The organism is Klebsiella sp. JB_Kp004, assembly GCF_040065795.1.
Lineage (GTDB): Bacteria > Pseudomonadota > Gammaproteobacteria > Enterobacterales > Enterobacteriaceae > Klebsiella > Klebsiella quasipneumoniae.
The window spans coordinates 1-19,999 of record NZ_JBEAKW010000018.1 but is presented as its reverse complement, the minus strand read 5'-3'; the positions used below and the strand labels follow the sequence as shown (position 1 = coordinate 19,999).

Here is a 19,999-nt window from a genome sequence, read left to right as displayed (position 1 = left end):
TGCGGGCTGCCCCGGCCTTCCGGGAACGTCTCAGCGATTTTGAGGCCGCCAGCACAGGCAGTTTCAGTCGCGCAAGTGGGTAAATCAACGACAGGTCGCACGATCCGTAGGCCGGGTAAGCGTAGCGCCACCCGGCAAACTAACCGTGCAACAGGATCGCCTGGGAGGTAATCAATGCGTGCCCGGCGGCGCTGCGCTTGCGCGGGTCTACCGGACCTGAGCTTACGGGTTACATCCGTAGGCCGGGTAAGCGTAGCGCCACCCGGCAAACTAACGGCAAAACAGGGCTGCCTGGAAGGTCATTCACTCACCAGCTGTTTGAGCAGCGCGAAGGCGTCTTTCATCTTGTCTTCGCTGACCACAAAGGCGCGCAGTTGATTCGCCGCATCCAGCCCTTTCGCCACCAGCCCCTCTTTGGCGGCCACGATGTTCCATGTCAGATCCTCGCGGCGGGTGTCGCCGGCCAGATGCAGCGGCAGATCCGGGGTCTTCACCTTCACCAGCATTGGCGGCAGCTTGAGTTCGCCTGCCTGCGCCAGCAGGTTTTTACTCAGGCACATGGCGCTGAGCAAAATCGGCTGCAGGAACGGCATTACCGTACCGTTGATTTCCGCACAGTCGCCGAGGGCGTAAATCGCCGGGTCGCTGGTTTGCAGCTGGCTATTGACCACCACCCCGCGGTTAATCTGCAGTCCGGCGTGGCGCGCCAGCGAGGTTTCCGGGCGCAGGCCGGCGGCGGCCACCACCGCATCGACGGTTATCGCGCGCTGGCGGTCGAGACTGACGCGGATGCCGTCGGCGGTGTGTTCAAGCCCTTCCAGCTGCGTTTTTAACATCAGATGGACGCCCATCCCGGTGAGGCGATGCTGCAGACGGCTGCTGACCTCCGGCGGCATCAGCGCCGCCAGCACGCTGGCGGCATTATCGACCACCGTCACCGCTTTACCGGCGCGACAGAAATCCATCGCCAGCTCGCAGCCAATCAGGCCGCCGCCGACGATCAGCACCCGCCTGGCGTCGCGGAGCTGGCTCTGCGCCGCGCCATATTCGCGCTGGCTGTTCAGCGTTAGCATTAGCTCGCGGCCCGGCACCGGGGGGATAAACGGCGTGGCGCCGGTGGCCAGCACCAGTTTGTCGTAGCGCCACTGCTTATCCAGGCTTTTCACCCGATGGTTTTCAGCGTCGATATCGCTCACCCAGGTATGGGGAAACAAGCGCAGGTGGTATTGTTCGGCGAACTCGCCGGCGCTTTGCAGAGTCAGATCGTCGGCGTGCTGTCCGCGGCTGATGACGTGGCTGAGATCGGGCTTGTTATACTCATCCATGCTGTCGGCGGCGATGAGGGTCAGCGGGATCTCGGCATCCTGCTTACGAATATTTTTCACCAGCTGGCGGGCCGCGAAGCCCGAGCCGATGATGACGATGCCATCACTCATTTTGCCTCCGTCGCCAGAACATCAAACACATCTTTACCCAGCGAACATTCAGGGCAGAGGAAGTTATCCGGCACGTCGCTCCACGGCGTACCCGGCTGCACATCCTGGTTAGGTTCGCCCTTCGCCGGGTCATACACCCACTGGCAGACGCTGCACTGCATCATGGGACCGAGATCGGCGGCCGCGGCGGCGGCACAGGCGCACTCCTGTTGTTCCGGCGTGACTGTCGCTTCAGCAACCGGCAATGGAGCGAGCGCCCACTGGCGGGCGATGTCGCGCCCGTGTTGGCGGCACAGTTCGAGCGCGTCGATATCCGGGCGCCATTTGGCCTTCAGACTCAGGGACATTTCAAACCCGGCATCCTGCAGTCGGGTGGACAGGCGGTCTACCGCGCCGCCGCTCCAGCCGTGGGAGCCAAAGGCGCTGGCGCGTTTGTTGCGAAAACGCAGCCCGGTCATCTCTTCCACCAGCCCGGCAATTTTCGGCATCATGACGTTGTTCATGGTGGAGGTGCCCACCAGCACGCCTTTTGAGCGGAAAACGTTGGTCAGAATGTCGTTTTTGTCGCTGCGGGCGACGTTAAAGATTTTCACCGCCACCCGTGGGTCGACCTCGGTGATCCCCTGGGCAATGGCGTCCGCCATCATGCGGGTGTTGTTGGACATGGTGTCATAGAAAATCGTGATGCGATCTTCCTGATAATCCGCCGCCCATTCGAGGTATTTCTCGACGATTTGCGTCGGGTTATCGCGCCAGACCACGCCGTGGGAGGTGGCAATCATCGCTACCGGCAGGTTGAAGCCGAGAATTTCGTTAATTTTCGGCGTCACCAGGCGGCTGAAGGGCGTCAGGATGTTGGCGTAGTAGCGCTGGCACTGTTCGTACAGTTCAGTCTGGTCCACTTCATCGTTGAACAGATGTTCGTCGCAGTAGTGCTGGCCGAAGGCGTCATTGCTGAACAGCACCGCGTCGCCGGTCAGGTAAGTCATCATGCTGTCCGGCCAGTGCAGCATTGGCGTTTCCACGAAGATCAGCTGCTTACCGTTGCCGATATCGAGGGTGTCGCCCGTTTTCACCACGTGGAAGTTCCACTCCGGATGGTGGTGATGGCCGTTGATGGAGTCGATGGCGTTGGCGGTGCAGTAGATCGGCGTATCCGGGATCTGCATCATCAGCTCAGTCAACGCGCCGGCGTGGTCCTCTTCGGCGTGGTTAATAACGATGTAGTCGAGGTCGGCGAGGTCGATTTCGCGGCGCAGATTCTGCACGAACTCGCGGCTGAATTTATGATCGACGGTATCGATCAGCACGTTTTTCTCTTCGCGGATGAGATAGCTGTTATAGCTGCTGCCGCGCAGCGTTTTATATTCGGTGCCGTGGAAATCACGCACTTCCCAGTCACGTTGGCCAACCCAAAGAATGTTATTTTTCACCACAATAGACATAGCAACCTCAATTAATACAGTGTGTTCAAAGTCAGTTGATTGATGTATTACAAGTTGCGTGCCAGTTTTTTAACTTATTGAATAAAATCATTTTTTAAATTTTCATGATTTTAGTTGCTGTCAAAATGACAATGATTAAAATAGTCAATATGACTATATTGGCTGTCAAAATGACAATGGAGCGGTGATGAGTTTTTCCGTCGAGGCGCTGGCGAAAATCGCCATTGATTTACAAAGCGATATCGGCCACGTCGACCGCTTTTCGCGCCTGATCGCCACCCTGCGGCAGATCCTTGGCTGCGACGCCTCGGCGCTGCTGCGCTATGAGGCCCATCAGTTTGTGCCGCTGGCGATCGATGGTCTGGCGCAGGATGTGCTTGGCCGGCGCTTTGCACTGGATGGGCATCCGCGGCTGGAGGCGATCGCCCGCGCCGGCGATGTGGTGCGCTTCCCGGCGGACAGCGACCTGCCGGACCCCTATGACGGCCTGATCCCCGGCCAGGAGAGCCTCAAGGTTCACGCCTGCGTGGGGTTGCCGCTGTTTGCCGGGCAAACGCTGATCGGCGCGCTAACTCTTGACGGTATGGATGCCGACCGCTTCGACAGCTTCAGCGATGAAGAGCTGCGACTGATTGCCGCGCTGGTGGCCGGGGCGCTGAATAACGCGCTGCTTATCGCCCGCCTTGAAGCGCAAAACGTCCTGCCCGCGCAGGTGGTGAATTACCCGCAGCCGGAGCGTCAGGAGATCATCGGCCTGTCGGCGCCGATGCTGCAGCTGAAAAAAGAGATCGAGATTGTCGCCGCCTCGGATTTGAACGTGCTGATCAGCGGCGAAACGGGGACCGGTAAGGAGCTGGTGGCGAAGGCGGTGCATCAGGGATCGCCGCGTGCGGCTAACCCGCTGGTGTACCTCAACTGCGCGGCGCTGCCGGAGAGCGTGGCGGAGAGCGAGCTGTTCGGTCACGTGAAAGGGGCGTTTACCGGGGCTATCAGCAATCGCAGCGGCAAATTTGAGATGGCCGATAACGGCACGCTGTTCCTCGACGAAATCGGCGAGCTGTCGCTGGCGCTGCAGGCGAAGCTGCTGCGCGTCCTGCAGTATGGCGATATTCAGCGTGTCGGTGATGACCGCAGCCTGCGGGTCGATGTGCGGGTGCTGGCGGCCACCAACCGCGATCTGCGCCAGGAGGTGGTGGAAGGGCGCTTTCGCGCCGACCTCTATCACCGGCTGAGCGTCTTCCCGCTGTCGATTCCGGCGCTGCGCGAGCGGGAAAATGACGTGGTGCTGCTGGCTGGCTATTTTTGCGAGCAGTGCCGCCTGCGGATGGGGCTGGCGCGGGTAATTTTAAGTGAGGCAACGCGAAACAGGCTGCAGCAGTGGTCGTGGCCGGGCAACGTGCGCGAACTGGAGCATGCCATTCACCGCGCGGTGGTGCTGGCGCGGGCTACTCAGGCTGGCGATGACGTAGTACTGGAGCCGCAGCATTTCGAGTTTACGGCGACTGCGCCGACGTTGCCGACCGAGGCGGCGGCAGCGGCGCCGGCAATGGGCAACGTGAATCTGCGCGAAGCCACGGATAATTTCCAGCGCGAGGCGATTGCCCGCGCGCTGGCGGCACATCAGGGCAACTGGGCGGCGACCGCCCGCGCGCTGGAACTCGACGTCGCCAACCTGCACCGGCTGGCGAAACGTCTGGGGCTTAAAGGATCCCGGCCTGGTAAAAGTTCTGCAGGTTGATGGCGCCGACCAGTTGGCCGTTTTCATCGACTACCGGCGCGGCGCTGATTTTGTGCTTCATCAGCCGCTCTTTGGCTTCCACCGCGCGGCTCTCCGCCTGTAGCGTCACGCCGTTGCGGGTCATCGCCTGCGCGACGCCGTCGTTTAAGGTGCCGCCGCCCACCAGCCAGCGGCGCAGGTCGCCGTCGGTGAAGACCCCCTGCACGCGGTTGGCCTCATCGCAGACCGCCACCAGGCCGAGCCCTGTGCGGCTTAGCTCGAGCATTGCGTTCATGACGTTGGCGTCCGTGCCGACGCGCGGCACTTCGTCGTCGCGGCGCATCAGGTGATGCACTTTGTTCAGCAGACGCGCGCCAAGCGCCCCTGCCGGGTGGGAGCGGGCAAAATCCTCTTCATTGAAGCCGCGGGCCTGCATGACCGCCATCGCCAGCGCATCGCCAAGCATCAGGGTGTTGACGGTGCTGGAGGTCGGCGCCAGGTGCATCGGACAGGCCTCTCGCTCGACGGCGATATCCAGCACCGCTTTCGCCGCCAGCGCCAGCGGCGAGGTGGATTTGCCGGTCATCGCCAGCAGCGGGATACCTTTTTCCTCCAGCCGCGGCACGATCAGATCCAGCTCTTTCGCGCTGCCGGAGTAGGAGATAAACAGCATCACGTCGCGGCCGTCGAGCATGCCAAGATCGCCGTGCAGGGCTTCCGCCGGATGGACAAAAAAGGCCGGGGTGCCGGTGCTGGCGAAGGTCGCCGCCAGCTTTTTGCCGATATGACCGGATTTACCGATACCGGAGACAATCAGTTTGCCCTCGCAGTGGATGATGGTTTCCGCCGCGCGGATGAAGTCGTCGCCCAGGCGTTCCGGCAGGCGGCTCGCCTCCTGTAGCTCCAGCATCAGGGTCTGGCGTCCGGCCTCTAACAAAAAGTTACTCATGATGTTCTCCAGTAATGATGACTTCTATGCCTTTGGCTTCCAGCGCCCGCTGGAATGCAGGGTCAATATCGGCATCGGTAATCAATTTATCCACGCGCTCCAGGCCGCAGACGATATTGGGGCTTTTACGGCCAAACTTTGACGAGTCGGCCATCAGGATCACTTCGCGGGCGGCGTTGCACATCGCCTTGCTGACGGTATACACCTCATTGAAGGTGGTGACGCCGGCGTTCAGATCGATGCCGTCGGTGCCCATAAACAGCTTGTCGAAACTGAACTGTTCGAAGGCGTTTTCCGCCAGCTGGCCGTGAAAGGAGGCCGATTTTTTGCGGAAGGTGCCGCCGGGCATCAGGATAGTCTGTTCATTATCCAGTTCGGCAAGGGCGTTGACGATATGCAGGCTGTTGGTCATCACCGTGATGTTATTGAAGCGGCTGAGCAGTGGGACCATCTGCAGCACCGTGCTGCCGGCATCGAGGATGAGGGAGTCGCCATCATGAATAAAGCGCACCGCCGCTTCGGCGATGCGCGCTTTCTTATGGGTGTTGATCAGCGTTTTATGATCGATCGGCGGATCGGCTTCATCTTTGTTGAGTACCACGCCACCGTAGGTGCGAATGACGGTGCCGGCGTTTTCCAGCGTGACCAGATCCTTGCGGATGGTGGTGCCGGTAGTATCGAAGTGTTGCGCCAGCTCTTCGACCGAGCATTTTCCCTGCGACTGCAGGAACTCGAGAATGGCTGCCTGGCGCTGACGTGGTTTCATAGGCGTCTATCCTGCGTTTAAGTTTCGAAGTGATAATTTCGCAAGATATTTACTTTTACAACGAAATTATCCATGTTTCGGATTAAGCGCTAATGATAGTGCATTCTGACAGCGCGGATCATGGGGAAAGATCACATCAGGCTGCAATTCCCCGATATGTTTGCCATCCAGCGCGGGGATTTTTTGCGGTCGGGCGAAAATGGTGAAGCCTTTCATCAGCAGCGTGTCGCAAATGCGGTTGTCATCATCAACGGCGATAGCGACGATGGCGCGCGGTTGAAAGCGCCCGGCGGAGCGGCCGACCCCCACCCGACCCTGCTGGCACAGGCTGTCGAAGGCGCGATTGAAGCGGCGGATCTGCCAGCCGCCGAAGGCCAGTTGGGTAAGCCAGGCGATGGCGGCGACGGTGATGAGTGCGGTAACCATAGGTGTCTCCTTAAGGGGGCCGGGAACAACACGGGTCGCGGCGCGAGCGCCTAACCCGAGCGACCCGCGGTGCCGTATTTTTGTCGGGTGGCGGCTAACGCCTTACCCGACCTACCGTTTTGTAGCCCGGATAAGCGCGGCGCCATCCGGGAGCCCTTTAAAACATCACCTGGCCGCCGGTAACGTTGATCGACTGACCGGTGCAGTATGACGCCTGCGGGCTGGCGTAAAACATCAGGACGTTCAGCACATCCTGATATTCGCAACCGCGCTTCAGGGGCACCTTGTCGATGTAGTACTGCTCGACCTCGCTCTCATCGATACCGAGCTTGGTGGCGTACTGCGGCAGCAGCGACTGGAACATCGGCGACTTCAGCAGATTGCCGAGCATCAGTGAGTGTACGGTAATGCCGTACTCCGCCAAATCCAGCGCCAGCGACTGGGTCAGGCCGACGCCGCCGAACTTCGCCGCGCTGTAGCCGGAGTTGTGCTTGCTGCCCACTTTGCCGGATTTCGAGTTGATCTGAATGATGCGTCCCTTAATGCCGTCGCGGATCATCAGCCGGGAAAACTCGCGGGCGCAGAGGAAGTAGCCCACCAGATTGACCTGCAGCGAGCGGTCGAAGTCCCCCAGCGCAAAGTCGCTAATAAACGCCGCTTTAGCGATGCCGGCGCTGTACACCAGCAGGTCGACACGCGAGAAAATCTCATCCACTCCGTGGGCCAGCGCGGTGACGCTGGCCTCGCTGGTGGCGTCGGCGCCGAAGCCATACGCCATGCCTTCGCCATATTCAGCGTTAATCTCCTGGGCGACGCGGCTGGCTTTTTCGCTCTGAATATCGACCACCGCCACGCGGTAGCCCTCGGCGGCCAGCCCGCGGCACAGAAACTCTCCTAAGGTTTGTCCACCGCCAATGACAACAGCAACCTGATTCATCTTTCTCTCCTGTTAAGCAACAAATTTCAGTACGCAGCCGGGCGCGATGGCGTCCGGCACCGGGCCCGCCACATGGACGGTACCCGGGAACTCCGCTTCACGATGGCCGTCAAAGCGCAGGGTGATGTGGCCCAGCTCGCGCAGGTTTTGTTCGGCGACCTCGCCGACGGCGGTCACCGGGTAGCGCAGCTCGCCAAGCTGCAGCTCTGCGCCCGGCTGCAGCGCGCCGGCAAGCTCGCCGTGGTTGTGAATAAAGCAGTACGCTTCGATATCCGCCGGGGCGCCTTCGCGGAAGGTGATCAGCATCTGCTCTTCCAGCGCCATCGTCGCGCAGGCGCCGATGTGCGTAATGGTGGTCTGGTAAATCACGGTCATCTTCTGGCCCCTCTTACTGGTAAATAAATCCGGAAACGAACCACGCGATCAGCACCGTTGGCGCGCCGGTCAAAAAGCGGCTGACCAGCACCGACGGCACGCCGACGCGCACGGTATCCTGGCGGGCTTCAGCCAGCGACAGGCCTACCGGGATAAAATCGCAGGCGGCCTGGGCGTTAATGGCGAACAGCGCCGGCAGGGCGAGGTGCGGGGGAATATTGCCGAGGCCGATCTGCACGCCGATCAATACGCCAATCACCTGGGCGATAACCGCGCCGGGGCCGAGAAACGGCGACAGCAGCGGGAAGGAGCAGATCAGCGCCAGGGTCACCAGACCCAGCGGATGGCTGGCCAGCGGCGCCAGGCCATGGGCGATCCAGTCGCCGATGCCGGAGGCCATGATGATGCCGATCAGCGCCGAGACGAAGGCCATAAACGGCAGGATGGTCTTCAGCACCGTATCGATGGTGTCGCGCCCGGCCTGGAACAGCACCGCCACCACCGAGCCCATCCCCATCCCGACCTTCGCCAGCAGGCCATCGCTCTGTTCAGTGATCTTTTTGCTGGCGTCGTAATCGCGACCCGCGCGGTTGTTCTCCGCCGGCGGCTCGGGAGCTACCGCGCTGTCGGTCGCGATGCGCTGAATGTTCTCCTCTTTTACGCCGGAGACGTAGATATCTTCTGTGATGTACTGGGCCAGCGGCCCCGATTTGCCGGTGGCATGGATATTCACCGTCGGGATGCGACGCTTGGGGTAGAGCCCGCAGCGCAGGGTGCCTCCGCAGTCGATAATCGCCACGCCGATGTCGCTTTCCGCCGGTTCGCCCTCTTTAAAACCGTCCACCGCCTGCCAGCCGGTCAGGCTGGCGATGCGGTCAACGATCGCCGGGCGGGTGCCGGCGGTGATATAGACGATCTTTTTGCCCTCGACGACGTCGAGCTCAAGGGGGCCGCCCCAGCCGCCGGTGCCTTTCTCAATACGAATCCGGGTCATGATGTCGCTCCTGACAGATGCACTTTCTGAGCCAGCTGAATCGCCATTTTTCGTTCGAAAATCGAGGTGGTCAGGTCGGTGACCCAGCCGCGGAAGAAGTTGGTCACCAGCCCGACCAGCAGATAGCTCACCGCCAGCGGCCCAAGCGGCAGGCCGAGGGTGGTGAGGCCGTTGGCGATGCCGAGATAGACGAACAGTTCGCCGGGGTTGATATGCGGAAACAGGCCGTTCATCGAGTGGCAGCTGTAGGACGCCGCCGCGTAATAGCTGGGCTTGTACTTCTCTGGCATAAAGCGGCCCAGGCTCAGGGTCATCGGGTTACAAAACACAAAGGTGCCGATGCAGGGCAACAGCAGGTAGCGGGAGATCGGGTTCCCGGCGCAGCGCTGCGCCAGTTTTTCGATCCGCTGCTGGCCGATAAAGTTGATCAGCGCGTTCATGATCACCAGCAGACTGATCAGCAAGGGGAGGATCCCGGTCACCATTCCGGTAAATACCTCGCCGCCTTTCTGAAACAGGCCGATAAACCACTCTGCGCCGTGGGTCACGACGTCAATCATTGTTCTCTCCTTCAGCATGTTATTTTTCTTGCTAACTGCAGGCTGATTTTAATCACTTTGAAAGGTTTTAAAGTGTTAAATAGATCGCAAAATGAAAGATAAATATTTTATTTCGAAAGATTGGCGCTGAGAGGATGAAATCACGAGGCGCATGACAGCATCCAGGAAGGGGGGCGGTGAAGGACTATTTTGTCTACAAACAGATTGTCGCTTTCTTGTTGGTCGTCGCATGCTTTACCATAATTATCCCTTGCTGAATTTGTTAAACGGAATTCCCATGTTGAAGCGTCGCTCTCTGGCTGTACTTCCCCTTTGTGTGCTCCTCGCTGCCTGCAGCAGCAAACCCAAGACTCCCGCGGAAACGGAGATGGCGAGTGGAACCGGCGGCTTTTTGCTGGAACCGCAGCATAACGTGATGCAGATGGGCGGCGACTTCGCCAACAACCCGGCAGCGGCGCAGTTCATCGATAAGATGGTGGCGAAGCACGGCTTCGACAGGCAGCAGCTGCAGGAGATCCTGTCGCAGGCGAAGCGTCTGGACTACGTTCTGCGGCTGATGGATCGTCAGGCGCCGACCGGCCTGCCGCCGACCGGGCCGACCGGCGCCTGGCTGCGCTACAAGAAACAGTTTATTACCCCGGATAACGTGCAGAACGGCGTGGTGTTCTGGAATCAGTATCAGGACGCGCTCAACCGCGCTTATCAGGTCTACGGCGTACCGCCGGAAATCATTGTCGGCATTATCGGCGTGGAGACCCGTTGGGGCCGGGTGATGGGCAAAACCCGCATCCTCGACGCGCTGGCGACCCTGTCGTTTAACTATCCGCGCCGTGCTGAGTACTTCTCCTCCGAGCTGGAAACCTTCCTGCTGATGGCGCGCAGCGAAAGCGACGACCCGCTGGATCTGAAAGGCTCTTTCGCCGGGGCGATGGGTTACGGCCAGTTTATGCCGTCCTCCTATAAGCAATACGCGGTGGACTTTAACGGCGACGGCCATATCAACCTGTGGGACCCGGTGGATGCGATCGGCAGCGTGGCCAACTACTTCAAACAGCACGGCTGGGTGAGCGGCGATCTGGTGGCGGTGCAGGCGCTGGGCCAGGCGCCGGGGCTGGAGAATGGTTTCAAAACCAAATACAGCGTTTCGCAGCTGTCGGCGGCAGGATTAACCCCGACCCAGCCGCTGGGCAACCATCAGCAGGCCAGCCTGCTGCGCCTGGACGTCGGCACCGGCTATGAGTACTGGTACGGGTTGCCGAACTTCTACACCATCACCCGCTACAACCACAGCACCCACTACGCCATGGCCGTCTGGCAGCTTGGCCTGGCGGTTTCTCAGGCCCGCGGCGGTTATTAATACTGTCATCCGGCTGACCGATCCCGAGCCTCCCCGGATAGCGGCGCGTAGCGCCTTATCCGGGCGACGGTCTGTTATCCGGTTGGCAGCCCCGGTAAGCGCAGCGCGACCGGGGGACTTCTCGCTTATCCTCCTGCTTTTTCCCGTTTGCCTGCCGCTTGTCGACCTTTGTTACATTTCCGCTCACCGACGCTGATTTACAATCTTATTTCGTCTCTGTATTGTTATGTTATAACATTTAATAGAGGTGGGATATGTTCACATCGGTTTTTATGGCATCCGGCGCGGCGCGCCTGGCCATCGCGGGAACGCTGCTGACGGCGCTATGGCTGGCGACCTGGTGGGCGGTGACGCTGCCATGATTGAACTGGAACAACTGGTAACCGGCTATGGCGGGGTGGCGATCACCCCTCCGCTGAGCGGGATGATATGCCCCGGCAGCCTGACGGCAATCGTTGGCCTCAATGGCTGCGGAAAATCGACCCTGCTGAAAACCCTCGCCGGGTTTCTTCCGCCGGTCAGTGGCTGTCTGCGCTGGCAGGGAAAGCGGCCGGTGATTGGCTGGCTGGCGCAGCGCCATGCCCTCGAGTCGCAGTTTCCTCTCAACGTGCAGGATGTGGTGAGCCAGGGCGCATGGCCCGGCGTGTCGCTGCTGCGCGGTCTGGGCGGCGATACCCGGCGACGCATCGGCGCGGCGCTGGAGCGGGTCGGGCTGGCGAGCCTGGCGAAAACCCCGATCGAAGCGCTCTCCGGCGGTCAGTTTCAGCGCATGCTGTTTGCCCGGGTGCTGGTGCAGCAGGCGCCGCTGGTGATGCTCGACGAGCCCTTCACCGGCATTGATGAAGCGACCAGTCGCGAACTGATGGATTTGATCCTCGACATGCACCGGCAGGGGCAGACCATCCTGGCGGTGCTGCATGATAACCAGCGGGTAGCCGACTTTTTCCCGGAGACGCTGCTGCTGACCCCCCGGCGCGCCTGCTGGGGCGCCACCCGGGCGGTTCTCCCGGCCTTCAGCCAGGCGAGGTCGGCATGATCTGGCACACCTTCTTTCAGCCTTTTATTGAATTCGGCTTTATGCGCCGGGCGCTGGTGGTCTGTCTGGCGCTGTCGCTAAGCACCACCATGCTGGGCGTCTTCCTGCTGCTGCGGCGCATGAGCCTGATGGGCGACGCGCTGTCGCACGCCATTCTCCCCGGCGTGGCGGTGGGCTATCTGCTGAGCGGCATGTCGTTGCTGGCCATGACCCTTGGCGGCTTTGTCGCCGGCATCGCGGTCGCGCTGGTCGCGGGATGGGTGAGCCGGCGGACGCCGTTAAAAGAGGACGCCAGCTTTGCCGGATTTTATCTGGGATCGCTGGCGCTGGGCGTCACCCTGGTGTCGCTGCGCGGCTCCAGCGTCGACCTGCTGCATCTGCTGTTTGGCTCCATTCTGGCGGTGGACCGTGACGCGGCGCTGTTTGTCAGCGGCGTCGCCAGCCTGACGCTGCTGTGCATCGCGCTGTGCTACCGCGGTCTGGTCAGCGAGGCGTTCGACAGCGCCTGGCTGCAGGTGAATCACCGCCGGCTGCCGGCGCTGCTGCATGGGCTTTTTCTGGCGCTGCTGGTGCTTAACCTGGTGGCGGGATTTCAGGTGCTCGGCACGCTGATGGCGGTAGGGGTGATGATGCTGCCGGCGGTCGCCGCGCGCTGCTGGGCGCGAACGCTGCCGGGCATCCTGCTGCTGGCGGCGCTCTCCGGCGCGCTCTGCGCCTGGCTGGGTTTAAGTCTCTCCTGGGCGGCCAGTCTTCCCGCCGGGCCCGCCATCGTGCTGACCGCCAGCGCGCTGTTTTTTATTTCGCTGTTTTTTGGCACGCGCAGCCGGCTGCTGGTCGGCTGGCGGAAATTGATGGGGTAAGGAAATGATGAAACGTAGTGCAATAGTGGTCGCGCTGGCCTTCGGCCTGATGGCGCAGGGGGCGATGGCGAAAACGCTGAATGTGGTAAGCAGTTTTTCGGTGCTGGGTGATATGGTGCAGCAGGTCGGCGGGGAGCATGTTCATGTGGACACCCTGGTCGGCCCGGATGGCGATCCGCACACCTTCGAGCCGTCGCCGAAGGACAGCGCGCTGCTCAGCAAGGCCGACGTGGTGGTGGTTAACGGTCTGGGACTGGAAGGGTGGCTGGATCGCCTGATTAAGGCCTCTGGTTTTAAGGGCGAGCTGGTGGTGGCGTCGAAGGGCGTCAAGACCCATACCCTCGATGAAGATGGCAAAACGGTGACCGATCCCCACGCCTGGAACAGCGCGGCGAACGGCGCGTTGTATGCGCAGAATATCCTCGATGGACTGGTGAAAGCCGACCCGGAAGATCAAGCGGCGCTGACGAACAGCGGCAAGCGTTATATCGAGCAACTGACGGCCCTCGACGGCTGGGCGAAAGGGCAGTTCAGCGCCATTCCGCAGGCAAAGCGCAAAGTTCTCACCAGCCATGACGCCTTCGGCTATTTTGGCCGCGCTTATCACGTGACCTTCCTCGCGCCGCAGGGGCTCTCTTCAGAGAGCGAGGCCAGCGCGGCGCAGGTGGCGGCGCTGATTAAGCAAATCAACGCGGACGGCGTTCATACCTGGTTTATGGAGAACCAGCTTGACCCGCGACTGGTGAAGCAGATCGCCAGCGCCACCGGCGCGCAGCCCGGCGGAGAACTCTATCCTGAGGCGCTCTCTGCCCCGGGTGGCGTCGCGGATAGCTATGTCAAAATGATGCGTCATAACGTGGCGCTGATCGCCGCCAGCATGAAGTAATCGTGCAATTTCTCATCCCGGCGCCGCCGGGATGATTCATTTTGGATGTCCCCTCGTAAATTCCACACCTCGTCCCCATATCTCTGTGGAAAGTGCTATCTTTGATGGCCTCTTTATCCGGAGCAAAGCGGGGCGATAATGACCGATTCAGAATTAATGCAGCTAAGCGAGAAGGTCGGCCAGGCGCTGAAGGCGCAGGGCGCGACGGTGACCACGGCGGAATCCTGCACCGGCGGCTGGATAGCGAAAGCCATCACCGATATTGCCGGCAGCTCAGCGTGGTTTGAACGCGGTTTTGTGACCTACAGCAACGAGGCCAAATCGCAAATGATCGGCGTCAGCGAAGCGACGCTGCGGGACAACGGCGCGGTGAGCGAACCGGTGGTGGTGGAGATGGCGATCGGCGCGTTGCGCGCCGCGCGCGCGGACTATGCCATCTCGGTTAGCGGCGTCGCCGGGCCGGATGGCGGCAGCGACGAAAAGCCGGTCGGGACGGTGTGGTTTGGCGTCGCCAGCGTCAGCGGGCAAGGGGTGACGCGGCGGGAATGCTTTGCCGGAGACCGCGAAGCGGTGCGTCGTCAGGCGACGGCCTACGCGCTCAATCTGCTCTGGCAACAATTTCTACAAAAGACTTGATACTGTATGACTATACAGTATAATTGCCTCAACTGAACAAATATTAACGGCGAAGCGAACAGGCTTCACCCTGCATGATTAGGAGTAACAATGGCGATCGACGAAAACAAACAGAAAGCGTTGGCGGCTGCACTGGGCCAGATCGAAAAGCAATTCGGTAAAGGCTCCATCATGCGCCTGGGTGAAGACCGTTCTATGGACGTAGAAACCATCTCCACCGGCTCGCTTTCTCTGGATATCGCGCTGGGCGCCGGCGGTCTGCCAATGGGCCGTATCGTCGAGATCTACGGGCCGGAATCCTCCGGTAAAACCACCCTGACGCTGCAGGTTATCGCCGCAGCGCAGCGCGAAGGTAAAACCTGTGCGTTCATCGATGCGGAACACGCGCTGGATCCGGTCTATGCGCGCAAACTGGGCGTGGATATCGACAACCTGCTGTGTTCTCAGCCGGATACCGGCGAGCAGGCGTTGGAAATCTGTGACGCGCTGGCGCGCTCCGGCGCGGTTGACGTTATTGTCGTCGACTCCGTCGCGGCGCTGACGCCGAAAGCGGAAATCGAAGGCGAAATCGGCGACTCTCACATGGGCCTCGCGGCGCGTATGATGAGCCAGGCGATGCGTAAACTGGCGGGTAACCTGAAGCAGTCCAACACGCTGCTGATCTTTATCAACCAGATCCGTATGAAAATCGGCGTGATGTTCGGTAACCCGGAAACCACCACCGGCGGTAACGCGCTGAAGTTCTATGCCTCCGTGCGTCTGGATATCCGTCGCATCGGCGCGGTGAAAGAGGGCGATAACGTCGTCGGCAGCGAAACCCGCGTCAAAGTAGTGAAGAACAAGATTGCGGCGCCGTTCAAACAGGCTGAATTCCAGATCCTCTACGGCGAAGGCATCAACTTCTTCGGCGAGCTGGTTGACCTCGGCGTGAAAGAGAAGCTGATTGAGAAAGCGGGCGCCTGGTACAGCTACAACGGCGACAAAATTGGTCAGGGTAAAGCGAACGCTATCACCTGGCTGAAAGAGAACCCGGCGGCGGCGAAAGAGATTGAGAAGAAAGTGCGCGAACTGCTGCTCAACAACCAGGACTCTACGCCGGACTTCGCCGTTGACGGCAACGACGCAGAAGAAACGGAACAAGATTTCTGATATCGTCTAACAGAGTGATAAAGGGCTGCTTATGCGGCCCTTTTGCTTTTCTTAGATTATTGAGGTGCCTGTGACTGAACCTTCATCACGCCGATCCGGCTATGCTCGTCTGCTGGACCGCGCTATCCGTATCCTGGCGATGCGCGACCACAGCGAACAGGAGCTGCGGCGCAAACTGGCCGCTCCGGTGATGAGCAAAAACGGCCCCGAGGCGCTGGACGTCACCCCTGAAGAGCTGGAGCAGGTGGTGGCCTGGTGTATCGAAAACCGCTATCTCGACGATAATCGTTTTGTCGGCCAGTTCATCGCCAGTCGGAGCCGCAAAGGCTATGGCCCCGCGCGCATTCGTCAGGAGCTCAGCCAGAAAGGCATTGCGCGCCAGGCCGTTGAACAGGCGATGCGCGAATGCGATATCGACTGGGTGAGCCTTGCCAGGGCGCAGGCGCAGCGTAAATACGGTGAACCGTTACCATCCGCCTTTACTGAAAAAGTGAAAATCCAGCGATTCCTGCTGTACCGTGGCTACCTGATGGAAGATATCCAGGAAATCTGGCGAAATTTTGCAGATTGACCCATCCGGGATTTTACTTCGCCGTAAAGAAAACTTATCTTATTCCCACTTTATTCCGTCGGGCCGCTGGTTGTGACAGTGCAGGCAGCGTCCTGGGCGATTATTCCTTTACACAAAATCATTCAAGCTGCATCAGGGCGGCAAGAGAGACTATCTTCCGCAGCGCACGTCAGTTCGGTGCCGGAAGAGCAAGCGCAGCCAGGACAGAGGCGACTTGAAGGATGACGTGTAGCTTGATTTCAGGATAATTATGAGCAAGAGCACCGCTGAGATCCGTCAGGCGTTTCTCGACTTTTTCCATAGCAAGGGACATCAGGTAGTTGCCAGCAGCTCCCTGGTGCCGCACAACGATCCGACCCTGCTGTTTACCAACGCAGGGATGAACCAGTTCAAGGATGTCTTCCTTGGTCTCGACAAACGTAATTATTCGCGTGCGACCACCGCGCAGCGTTGCGTGCGTGCGGGTGGTAAACACAACGATCTGGAAAACGTCGGTTACACCGCGCGTCACCACACCTTCTTTGAAATGCTGGGCAACTTTAGCTTCGGCGACTACTTCAAGCAGGATGCCATCAAATACGCGTGGGAACTGCTGACCGGTGAGAACTGGTTCGCGCTGCCGAAAGAGAAGCTGTGGGTCACCGTTTACGAGACCGATGACGAAGCATTCGACATCTGGGCCAATGAAGTAGGCGTCCCGCGCGAGCGAATCATTCGCATCGGCGACAACAAAGGCGCGCCGTTTGCTTCAGACAACTTCTGGCAGATGGGCGACACCGGTCCGTGCGGCCCATGCACCGAAATCTTCTTTGACCACGGCGATCACATCTGGGGCGGCCCTCCGGGAAGCCCGGAAGAAGACGGCGACCGCTACATTGAGATCTGGAACATCGTCTTCATGCAGTTCAACCGTCAGGCTGACGGCACCATGGAGCCGCTGCCGAAGCCGTCCGTCGACACCGGTATGGGCCTGGAGCGTATTGCCGCGGTGCTGCAGCACGTTAACTCCAACTATGACATCGACCTGTTCCGCGATCTGATCGCCAGCGTGGCGAAAGTCACCGGCGCCACCGATCTGACGAACAAGTCGCTGCGCGTAATCGCCGACCACATTCGCTCCTGCGCCTTCCTGATCGCTGACGGCGTTATCCCGTCGAATGAAAACCGCGGCTACGTGCTGCGTCGCATCATTCGCCGCGCGATCCGTCACGGCAACATGCTGGGCGCGAAGGACACCTTCTTCTGGAAACTGGTTGCCCCGCTGATTGCCGTGATGGGCTCCGCCGGCGAAGAGCTGAAGCAGCAGCAGGCTCAGGTTGAGCAGGTGCTGAAAACCGAAGAAGAGCAGTTCGCCCGTACTCTGGAGCGCGGACTGGCGCTGCTGGATGAAGAGCTGTCGAAGCTGAAAGGCGACACCCTGGATGGCGAAACCGCCTTCCGTCTGTACGACACCTACGGCTTCCCGGTCGACCTGACCGCGGACGTCTGCCGCGAGCGCAACATCAAGGTTGACGAAGCCGGCTTTGAGGCCGCCATGGAAGAGCAGCGCCGCCGCGCGCGCGAGTCCAGCGGTTTCGGCGCGGACTACAACGCGATGATCCGCGTTGACGGCGCCTCTGAATTTAAAGGTTACGATCGTCTGGAGCTGAACGGCAAAGTGACGGCGCTGTTTATCGACGGCAAAGCGGTGGATAGCGTCAGCGCGGGTCAGGAAGCCGTGGTGATCCTCGACCAGACCCCATTCTATGCGGAGTCCGGCGGCCAGGTGGGCGATAAAGGCGAACTGAAAGGCGCGGGCTTCTCCTTCGCGGTCAGCGACACGCAGAAGTACGGCCAGGCCATTGGTCATATCGGTAAAGTCGCCAGCGGCTCCCTGAAAGTGGGCGACGCGGTGCAGGCCGATGTGGACGAGGCTCGCCGTCAGCGTATCCGTCTGAACCACTCCGCGACGCATCTGATGCACGCGGCGCTGCGCCAGGTGCTCGGCACCCATGTGGCGCAGAAAGGCTCGCTGGTCAACGATAAAGCGCTGCGCTTTGATTTCTCGCATTTCGAAGCGATGAAGCCGGAAGAGATTCGTGCAGTGGAAGATCTGGTCAACGCGCAGATCCGTCGTAACCTGGCTATCGAAACCAACATTATGGATATCGATGCCGCGCGCGCATCCGGCGCCATGGCGCTGTTCGGCGAGAAATACGATGACCGCGTCCGCGTGCTGCAGATGGGCGACTTCTCCACTGAACTGTGCGGCGGGACTCACGCGGCGCGTACCGGTGATATCGGCCTGTTCCGCATCACGTCTGAGTCCGGTACCGCCGCTGGCGTGCGCCGTATCGAAGCGGTGACTGGTGAGGGCGCGATAGCCATGCTGCACGCGCAGAGCGATCAGCTCAGCGATATCGCACAACTGCTGAAGGGCGACAGCCACAATCTCGGCGAGAAAGTTCGCGCCGCGCTGGAGCGTACCCGTCAGCTGGAAAAAGAGCTGCAGCAGCTGAAAGAGCAGGCTGCGGCGCAGGAGAGCGCAAACCTCTCCAGCAAAGCGGAAGAGATTAACGGCGTTAAGCTGCTGGTCAGCGAACTGGCCGGCGTGGAGCCGAAGATGCTGCGTACCATGGTTGACGACCTGAAGAACCAGCTGGGTTCGACGGTTGTGGTGTTGGCTACGGTCGCAGACGGTAAAGTTTCCCTGATTGCCGGTGTGTCTAAGGATGTGACAGATCGCGTGAAGGCTGGGGAGCTGGTTGGTATGGTCGCTCAGCAGGTGGGCGGTAAAGGGGGCGGTCGTCCGGATATGGCGCAGGCCGGTGGTACCGATGCGTCTGCTCTCCCTGCAGCGTTAGCCAGTGTGAAAGGCTGGGTCAGCGCAAAACTGTAATAACTATAAGCGCATATACCCTAAATAATTAGAGTTGCAGGAAGGCGGCGACGCAGCGAATCCCCGGGAGCTTACTCAAGAAAGTGACTGGGGGGAGCGAGGAAAGCCAACACACATGCAACCTGAAGTATGACGGGTATAGGTGCCGTAACCTCAGGGAAATGGCACCTTGCGCGAGAAACACCGATAACGATAAAGTCGGGTTGAAATTGTGTATATCGGCTAAACTTAGGTTTAACAGAATGTGATGCCATGACTGCTTATACCGTAAGGTATTTGTCATCGCTTACTTTTTGGCGTTATATGATGGATAATGCCGGGATACGAGAGACCCGACTCTTTTAATCTTTCAAGGAGCAAAGAATGCTGATTCTGACTCGTCGAGTTGGTGAGACCCTCATGATTGGAGATGAGGTCACTGTGACAGTTTTAGGGGTGAAGGGTAACCAGGTTCGTATTGGCGTAAACGCCCCTAAAGAAGTATCTGTTCACCGTGAAGAGATCTACCAGCGTATTCAGGCTGAAAAATCCCAGCAGTCCAGTTACTAAGGTTTCCGCGCCTCGCTGTTCAGTGAGGCGCATCACTTACCGCCGCTTTTTCTCTTTTTCTGTTTTTTCCCCTGCGCCATACCGCTTTTCATCACCCTTTGCTGCTTTGGTCGTTTAGCGTTATGCCTGCGTCAGGGCTGATTTCCTGTTGATAAATTGCCCTTTTTGCCGTTTTTGCACGCGAATTGCGTGCGAAGTGTGCAAACGAAAAAAGGTCTCGAAAAAGTGTTTGACTTATAAGTACCAGAAAGTAATATGTGCGCCATCGCAGCGACGAAGAGCAGAAACAAGTTCTTCGAAGCACTCGAAAGAGGCGTGTGTGGTGAGGTGGCCGAGAGGCTGAAGGCGCTCCCCTGCTAAGGGAGTATGCGGTCAAAAGCTGCATCCGGGGTTCGAATCCCCGCCTCACCGCCATTTTGCATCCGTAGCTCAGCTGGATAGAGTACTCGGCTACGAACCGAGCGGTCGGAGG

Annotated in this window: 19 protein-coding genes and 1 tRNA gene; 11 read left to right on the top strand and 9 right to left on the bottom strand. The window is 59.7% G+C overall.

Going from position 1 to position 19,999, the window contains the following annotated elements:
- Positions 1-299: 299 nt before the first annotated feature.
- Together norW and norV are read right to left on the bottom strand one after the other, a co-directional pair.
- Complete coding sequence (gene norW / locus ABLX76_RS13535; RefSeq protein ID WP_060591921.1) at positions 300-1,436, bottom strand: NADH:flavorubredoxin reductase NorW; 1,137 nt, start codon at positions 1,434-1,436, stop codon at positions 300-302.
- Positions 1,433-2,881, bottom strand: a complete 1,449-nt coding sequence (gene norV / locus ABLX76_RS13530; RefSeq protein WP_023290776.1) for an anaerobic nitric oxide reductase flavorubredoxin — start codon at positions 2,879-2,881, stop codon at positions 1,433-1,435. The genes norW and norV overlap by 4 nt, the downstream gene beginning before the upstream one ends.
- Before the next feature lie 187 nt (positions 2,882-3,068).
- Between norV and norR the strand changes: the two genes are divergently transcribed.
- Positions 3,069-4,619, top strand: coding sequence for a nitric oxide reductase transcriptional regulator NorR (norR, locus tag ABLX76_RS13525; protein ID WP_348874656.1), 1,551 nt, complete (start codon positions 3,069-3,071; stop codon positions 4,617-4,619).
- Here norR and gutQ read toward each other — a convergent pair.
- The 7 genes from gutQ to ABLX76_RS13490 all read right to left on the bottom strand — a co-directional run bounded on the left by gutQ (position 4,582) and on the right by ABLX76_RS13490 (position 9,605).
- Entirely contained in the window at positions 4,582-5,547 is a 966-nt protein-coding gene (gutQ, locus tag ABLX76_RS13520) for an arabinose-5-phosphate isomerase GutQ (protein WP_032453823.1), read from the bottom strand. The two genes, norR and gutQ, sit on opposite strands and share 38 nt — an antisense overlap.
- The gene (locus tag ABLX76_RS13515) at positions 5,540-6,313 is read right to left on the bottom strand and encodes a DNA-binding transcriptional repressor (protein WP_004205671.1); all 774 of its coding nucleotides are present in this window, start codon (positions 6,311-6,313) and stop codon (positions 5,540-5,542) included. The genes gutQ and ABLX76_RS13515 overlap by 8 nt, the downstream gene beginning before the upstream one ends.
- Before the next feature lie 66 nt (positions 6,314-6,379).
- The gene (gene gutM, locus ABLX76_RS13510; RefSeq protein WP_023290773.1) at positions 6,380-6,739 is read right to left on the bottom strand and encodes a transcriptional regulator GutM; all 360 of its coding nucleotides are present in this window, start codon (positions 6,737-6,739) and stop codon (positions 6,380-6,382) included.
- 157 nt (positions 6,740-6,896) lie between these two features.
- Entirely contained in the window at positions 6,897-7,676 is a 780-nt protein-coding gene (srlD, locus tag ABLX76_RS13505) for a sorbitol-6-phosphate dehydrogenase (protein WP_002914815.1), read from the bottom strand.
- 12 nt (positions 7,677-7,688) lie between these two features.
- Positions 7,689-8,051 (bottom strand): PTS glucitol/sorbitol transporter subunit IIA, encoded by a 363-nt coding sequence (srlB, locus tag ABLX76_RS13500; protein ID WP_050533591.1) that lies wholly within the window; start codon positions 8,049-8,051, stop codon positions 7,689-7,691.
- A gap of 13 nt (positions 8,052-8,064) precedes the next feature.
- Complete coding sequence (locus ABLX76_RS13495) at positions 8,065-9,045, bottom strand: PTS glucitol/sorbitol transporter subunit IIB (RefSeq protein ID WP_032453820.1); 981 nt, start codon at positions 9,043-9,045, stop codon at positions 8,065-8,067.
- Positions 9,042-9,605 carry a PTS glucitol/sorbitol transporter subunit IIC gene (locus tag ABLX76_RS13490; protein WP_004205677.1) on the bottom strand — a complete coding sequence of 188 codons (564 nt, stop codon included), beginning with the start codon at positions 9,603-9,605 and terminating at the stop codon, positions 9,042-9,044. The genes ABLX76_RS13495 and ABLX76_RS13490 overlap by 4 nt, the downstream gene beginning before the upstream one ends.
- A gap of 277 nt (positions 9,606-9,882) precedes the next feature.
- Here ABLX76_RS13490 and mltB point away from each other — a divergent pair, with 277 nt between their 5' ends.
- The 10 genes from mltB (at position 9,883) to ABLX76_RS13440 (ending at position 19,941) form a co-directional block, all read left to right on the top strand.
- Positions 9,883-10,962 (top strand): lytic murein transglycosylase B, encoded by a 1,080-nt coding sequence (mltB, locus tag ABLX76_RS13485; protein ID WP_023290770.1) that lies wholly within the window; start codon positions 9,883-9,885, stop codon positions 10,960-10,962.
- A 325-nt stretch (positions 10,963-11,287) separates the two neighbouring features.
- Entirely contained in the window at positions 11,288-11,998 is a 711-nt protein-coding gene (locus tag ABLX76_RS13480) for an ATP-binding cassette domain-containing protein (RefSeq protein ID WP_072413489.1), read from the top strand.
- Positions 11,995-12,858, top strand: coding sequence for a metal ABC transporter permease (locus tag ABLX76_RS13475; RefSeq protein WP_023290767.1), 864 nt, complete (start codon positions 11,995-11,997; stop codon positions 12,856-12,858). Before ABLX76_RS13480 ends, ABLX76_RS13475 begins: the two co-directional genes overlap by 4 nt.
- A 7-nt stretch (positions 12,859-12,865) precedes the next feature.
- A complete protein-coding gene (locus ABLX76_RS13470; protein ID WP_032453816.1) occupies positions 12,866-13,744 on the top strand; it encodes a metal ABC transporter substrate-binding protein in 879 nt (292 codons plus the stop codon).
- A gap of 138 nt (positions 13,745-13,882) precedes the next feature.
- Positions 13,883-14,380, top strand: coding sequence for a nicotinamide-nucleotide amidase (gene pncC, locus ABLX76_RS13465; protein WP_261902104.1), 498 nt, complete (start codon positions 13,883-13,885; stop codon positions 14,378-14,380).
- A 90-nt stretch (positions 14,381-14,470) separates the two neighbouring features.
- Positions 14,471-15,529, top strand: a complete 1,059-nt coding sequence (recA, locus tag ABLX76_RS13460) for a recombinase RecA (RefSeq protein WP_004205686.1) — start codon at positions 14,471-14,473, stop codon at positions 15,527-15,529.
- Between the two features lie 70 nt (positions 15,530-15,599).
- Positions 15,600-16,100: a recombination regulator RecX gene (recX, locus tag ABLX76_RS13455; RefSeq protein ID WP_023290764.1), complete on the top strand. Its 501-nt coding sequence runs from the start codon at positions 15,600-15,602 to the stop codon at positions 16,098-16,100.
- A 250-nt stretch (positions 16,101-16,350) separates the two neighbouring features.
- Positions 16,351-18,978 carry an alanine--tRNA ligase gene (alaS, locus tag ABLX76_RS13450; protein WP_032453813.1) on the top strand — a complete coding sequence of 876 codons (2,628 nt, stop codon included), beginning with the start codon at positions 16,351-16,353 and terminating at the stop codon, positions 18,976-18,978.
- 363 nt (positions 18,979-19,341) lie between these two features.
- The gene (gene csrA / locus ABLX76_RS13445; RefSeq protein WP_000906486.1) at positions 19,342-19,527 is read left to right on the top strand and encodes a carbon storage regulator CsrA; all 186 of its coding nucleotides are present in this window, start codon (positions 19,342-19,344) and stop codon (positions 19,525-19,527) included.
- Between the two features lie 321 nt (positions 19,528-19,848).
- A tRNA-Ser gene (locus ABLX76_RS13440) sits at positions 19,849-19,941 on the top strand.
- Positions 19,942-19,999: the final 58 nt, after the last annotated feature.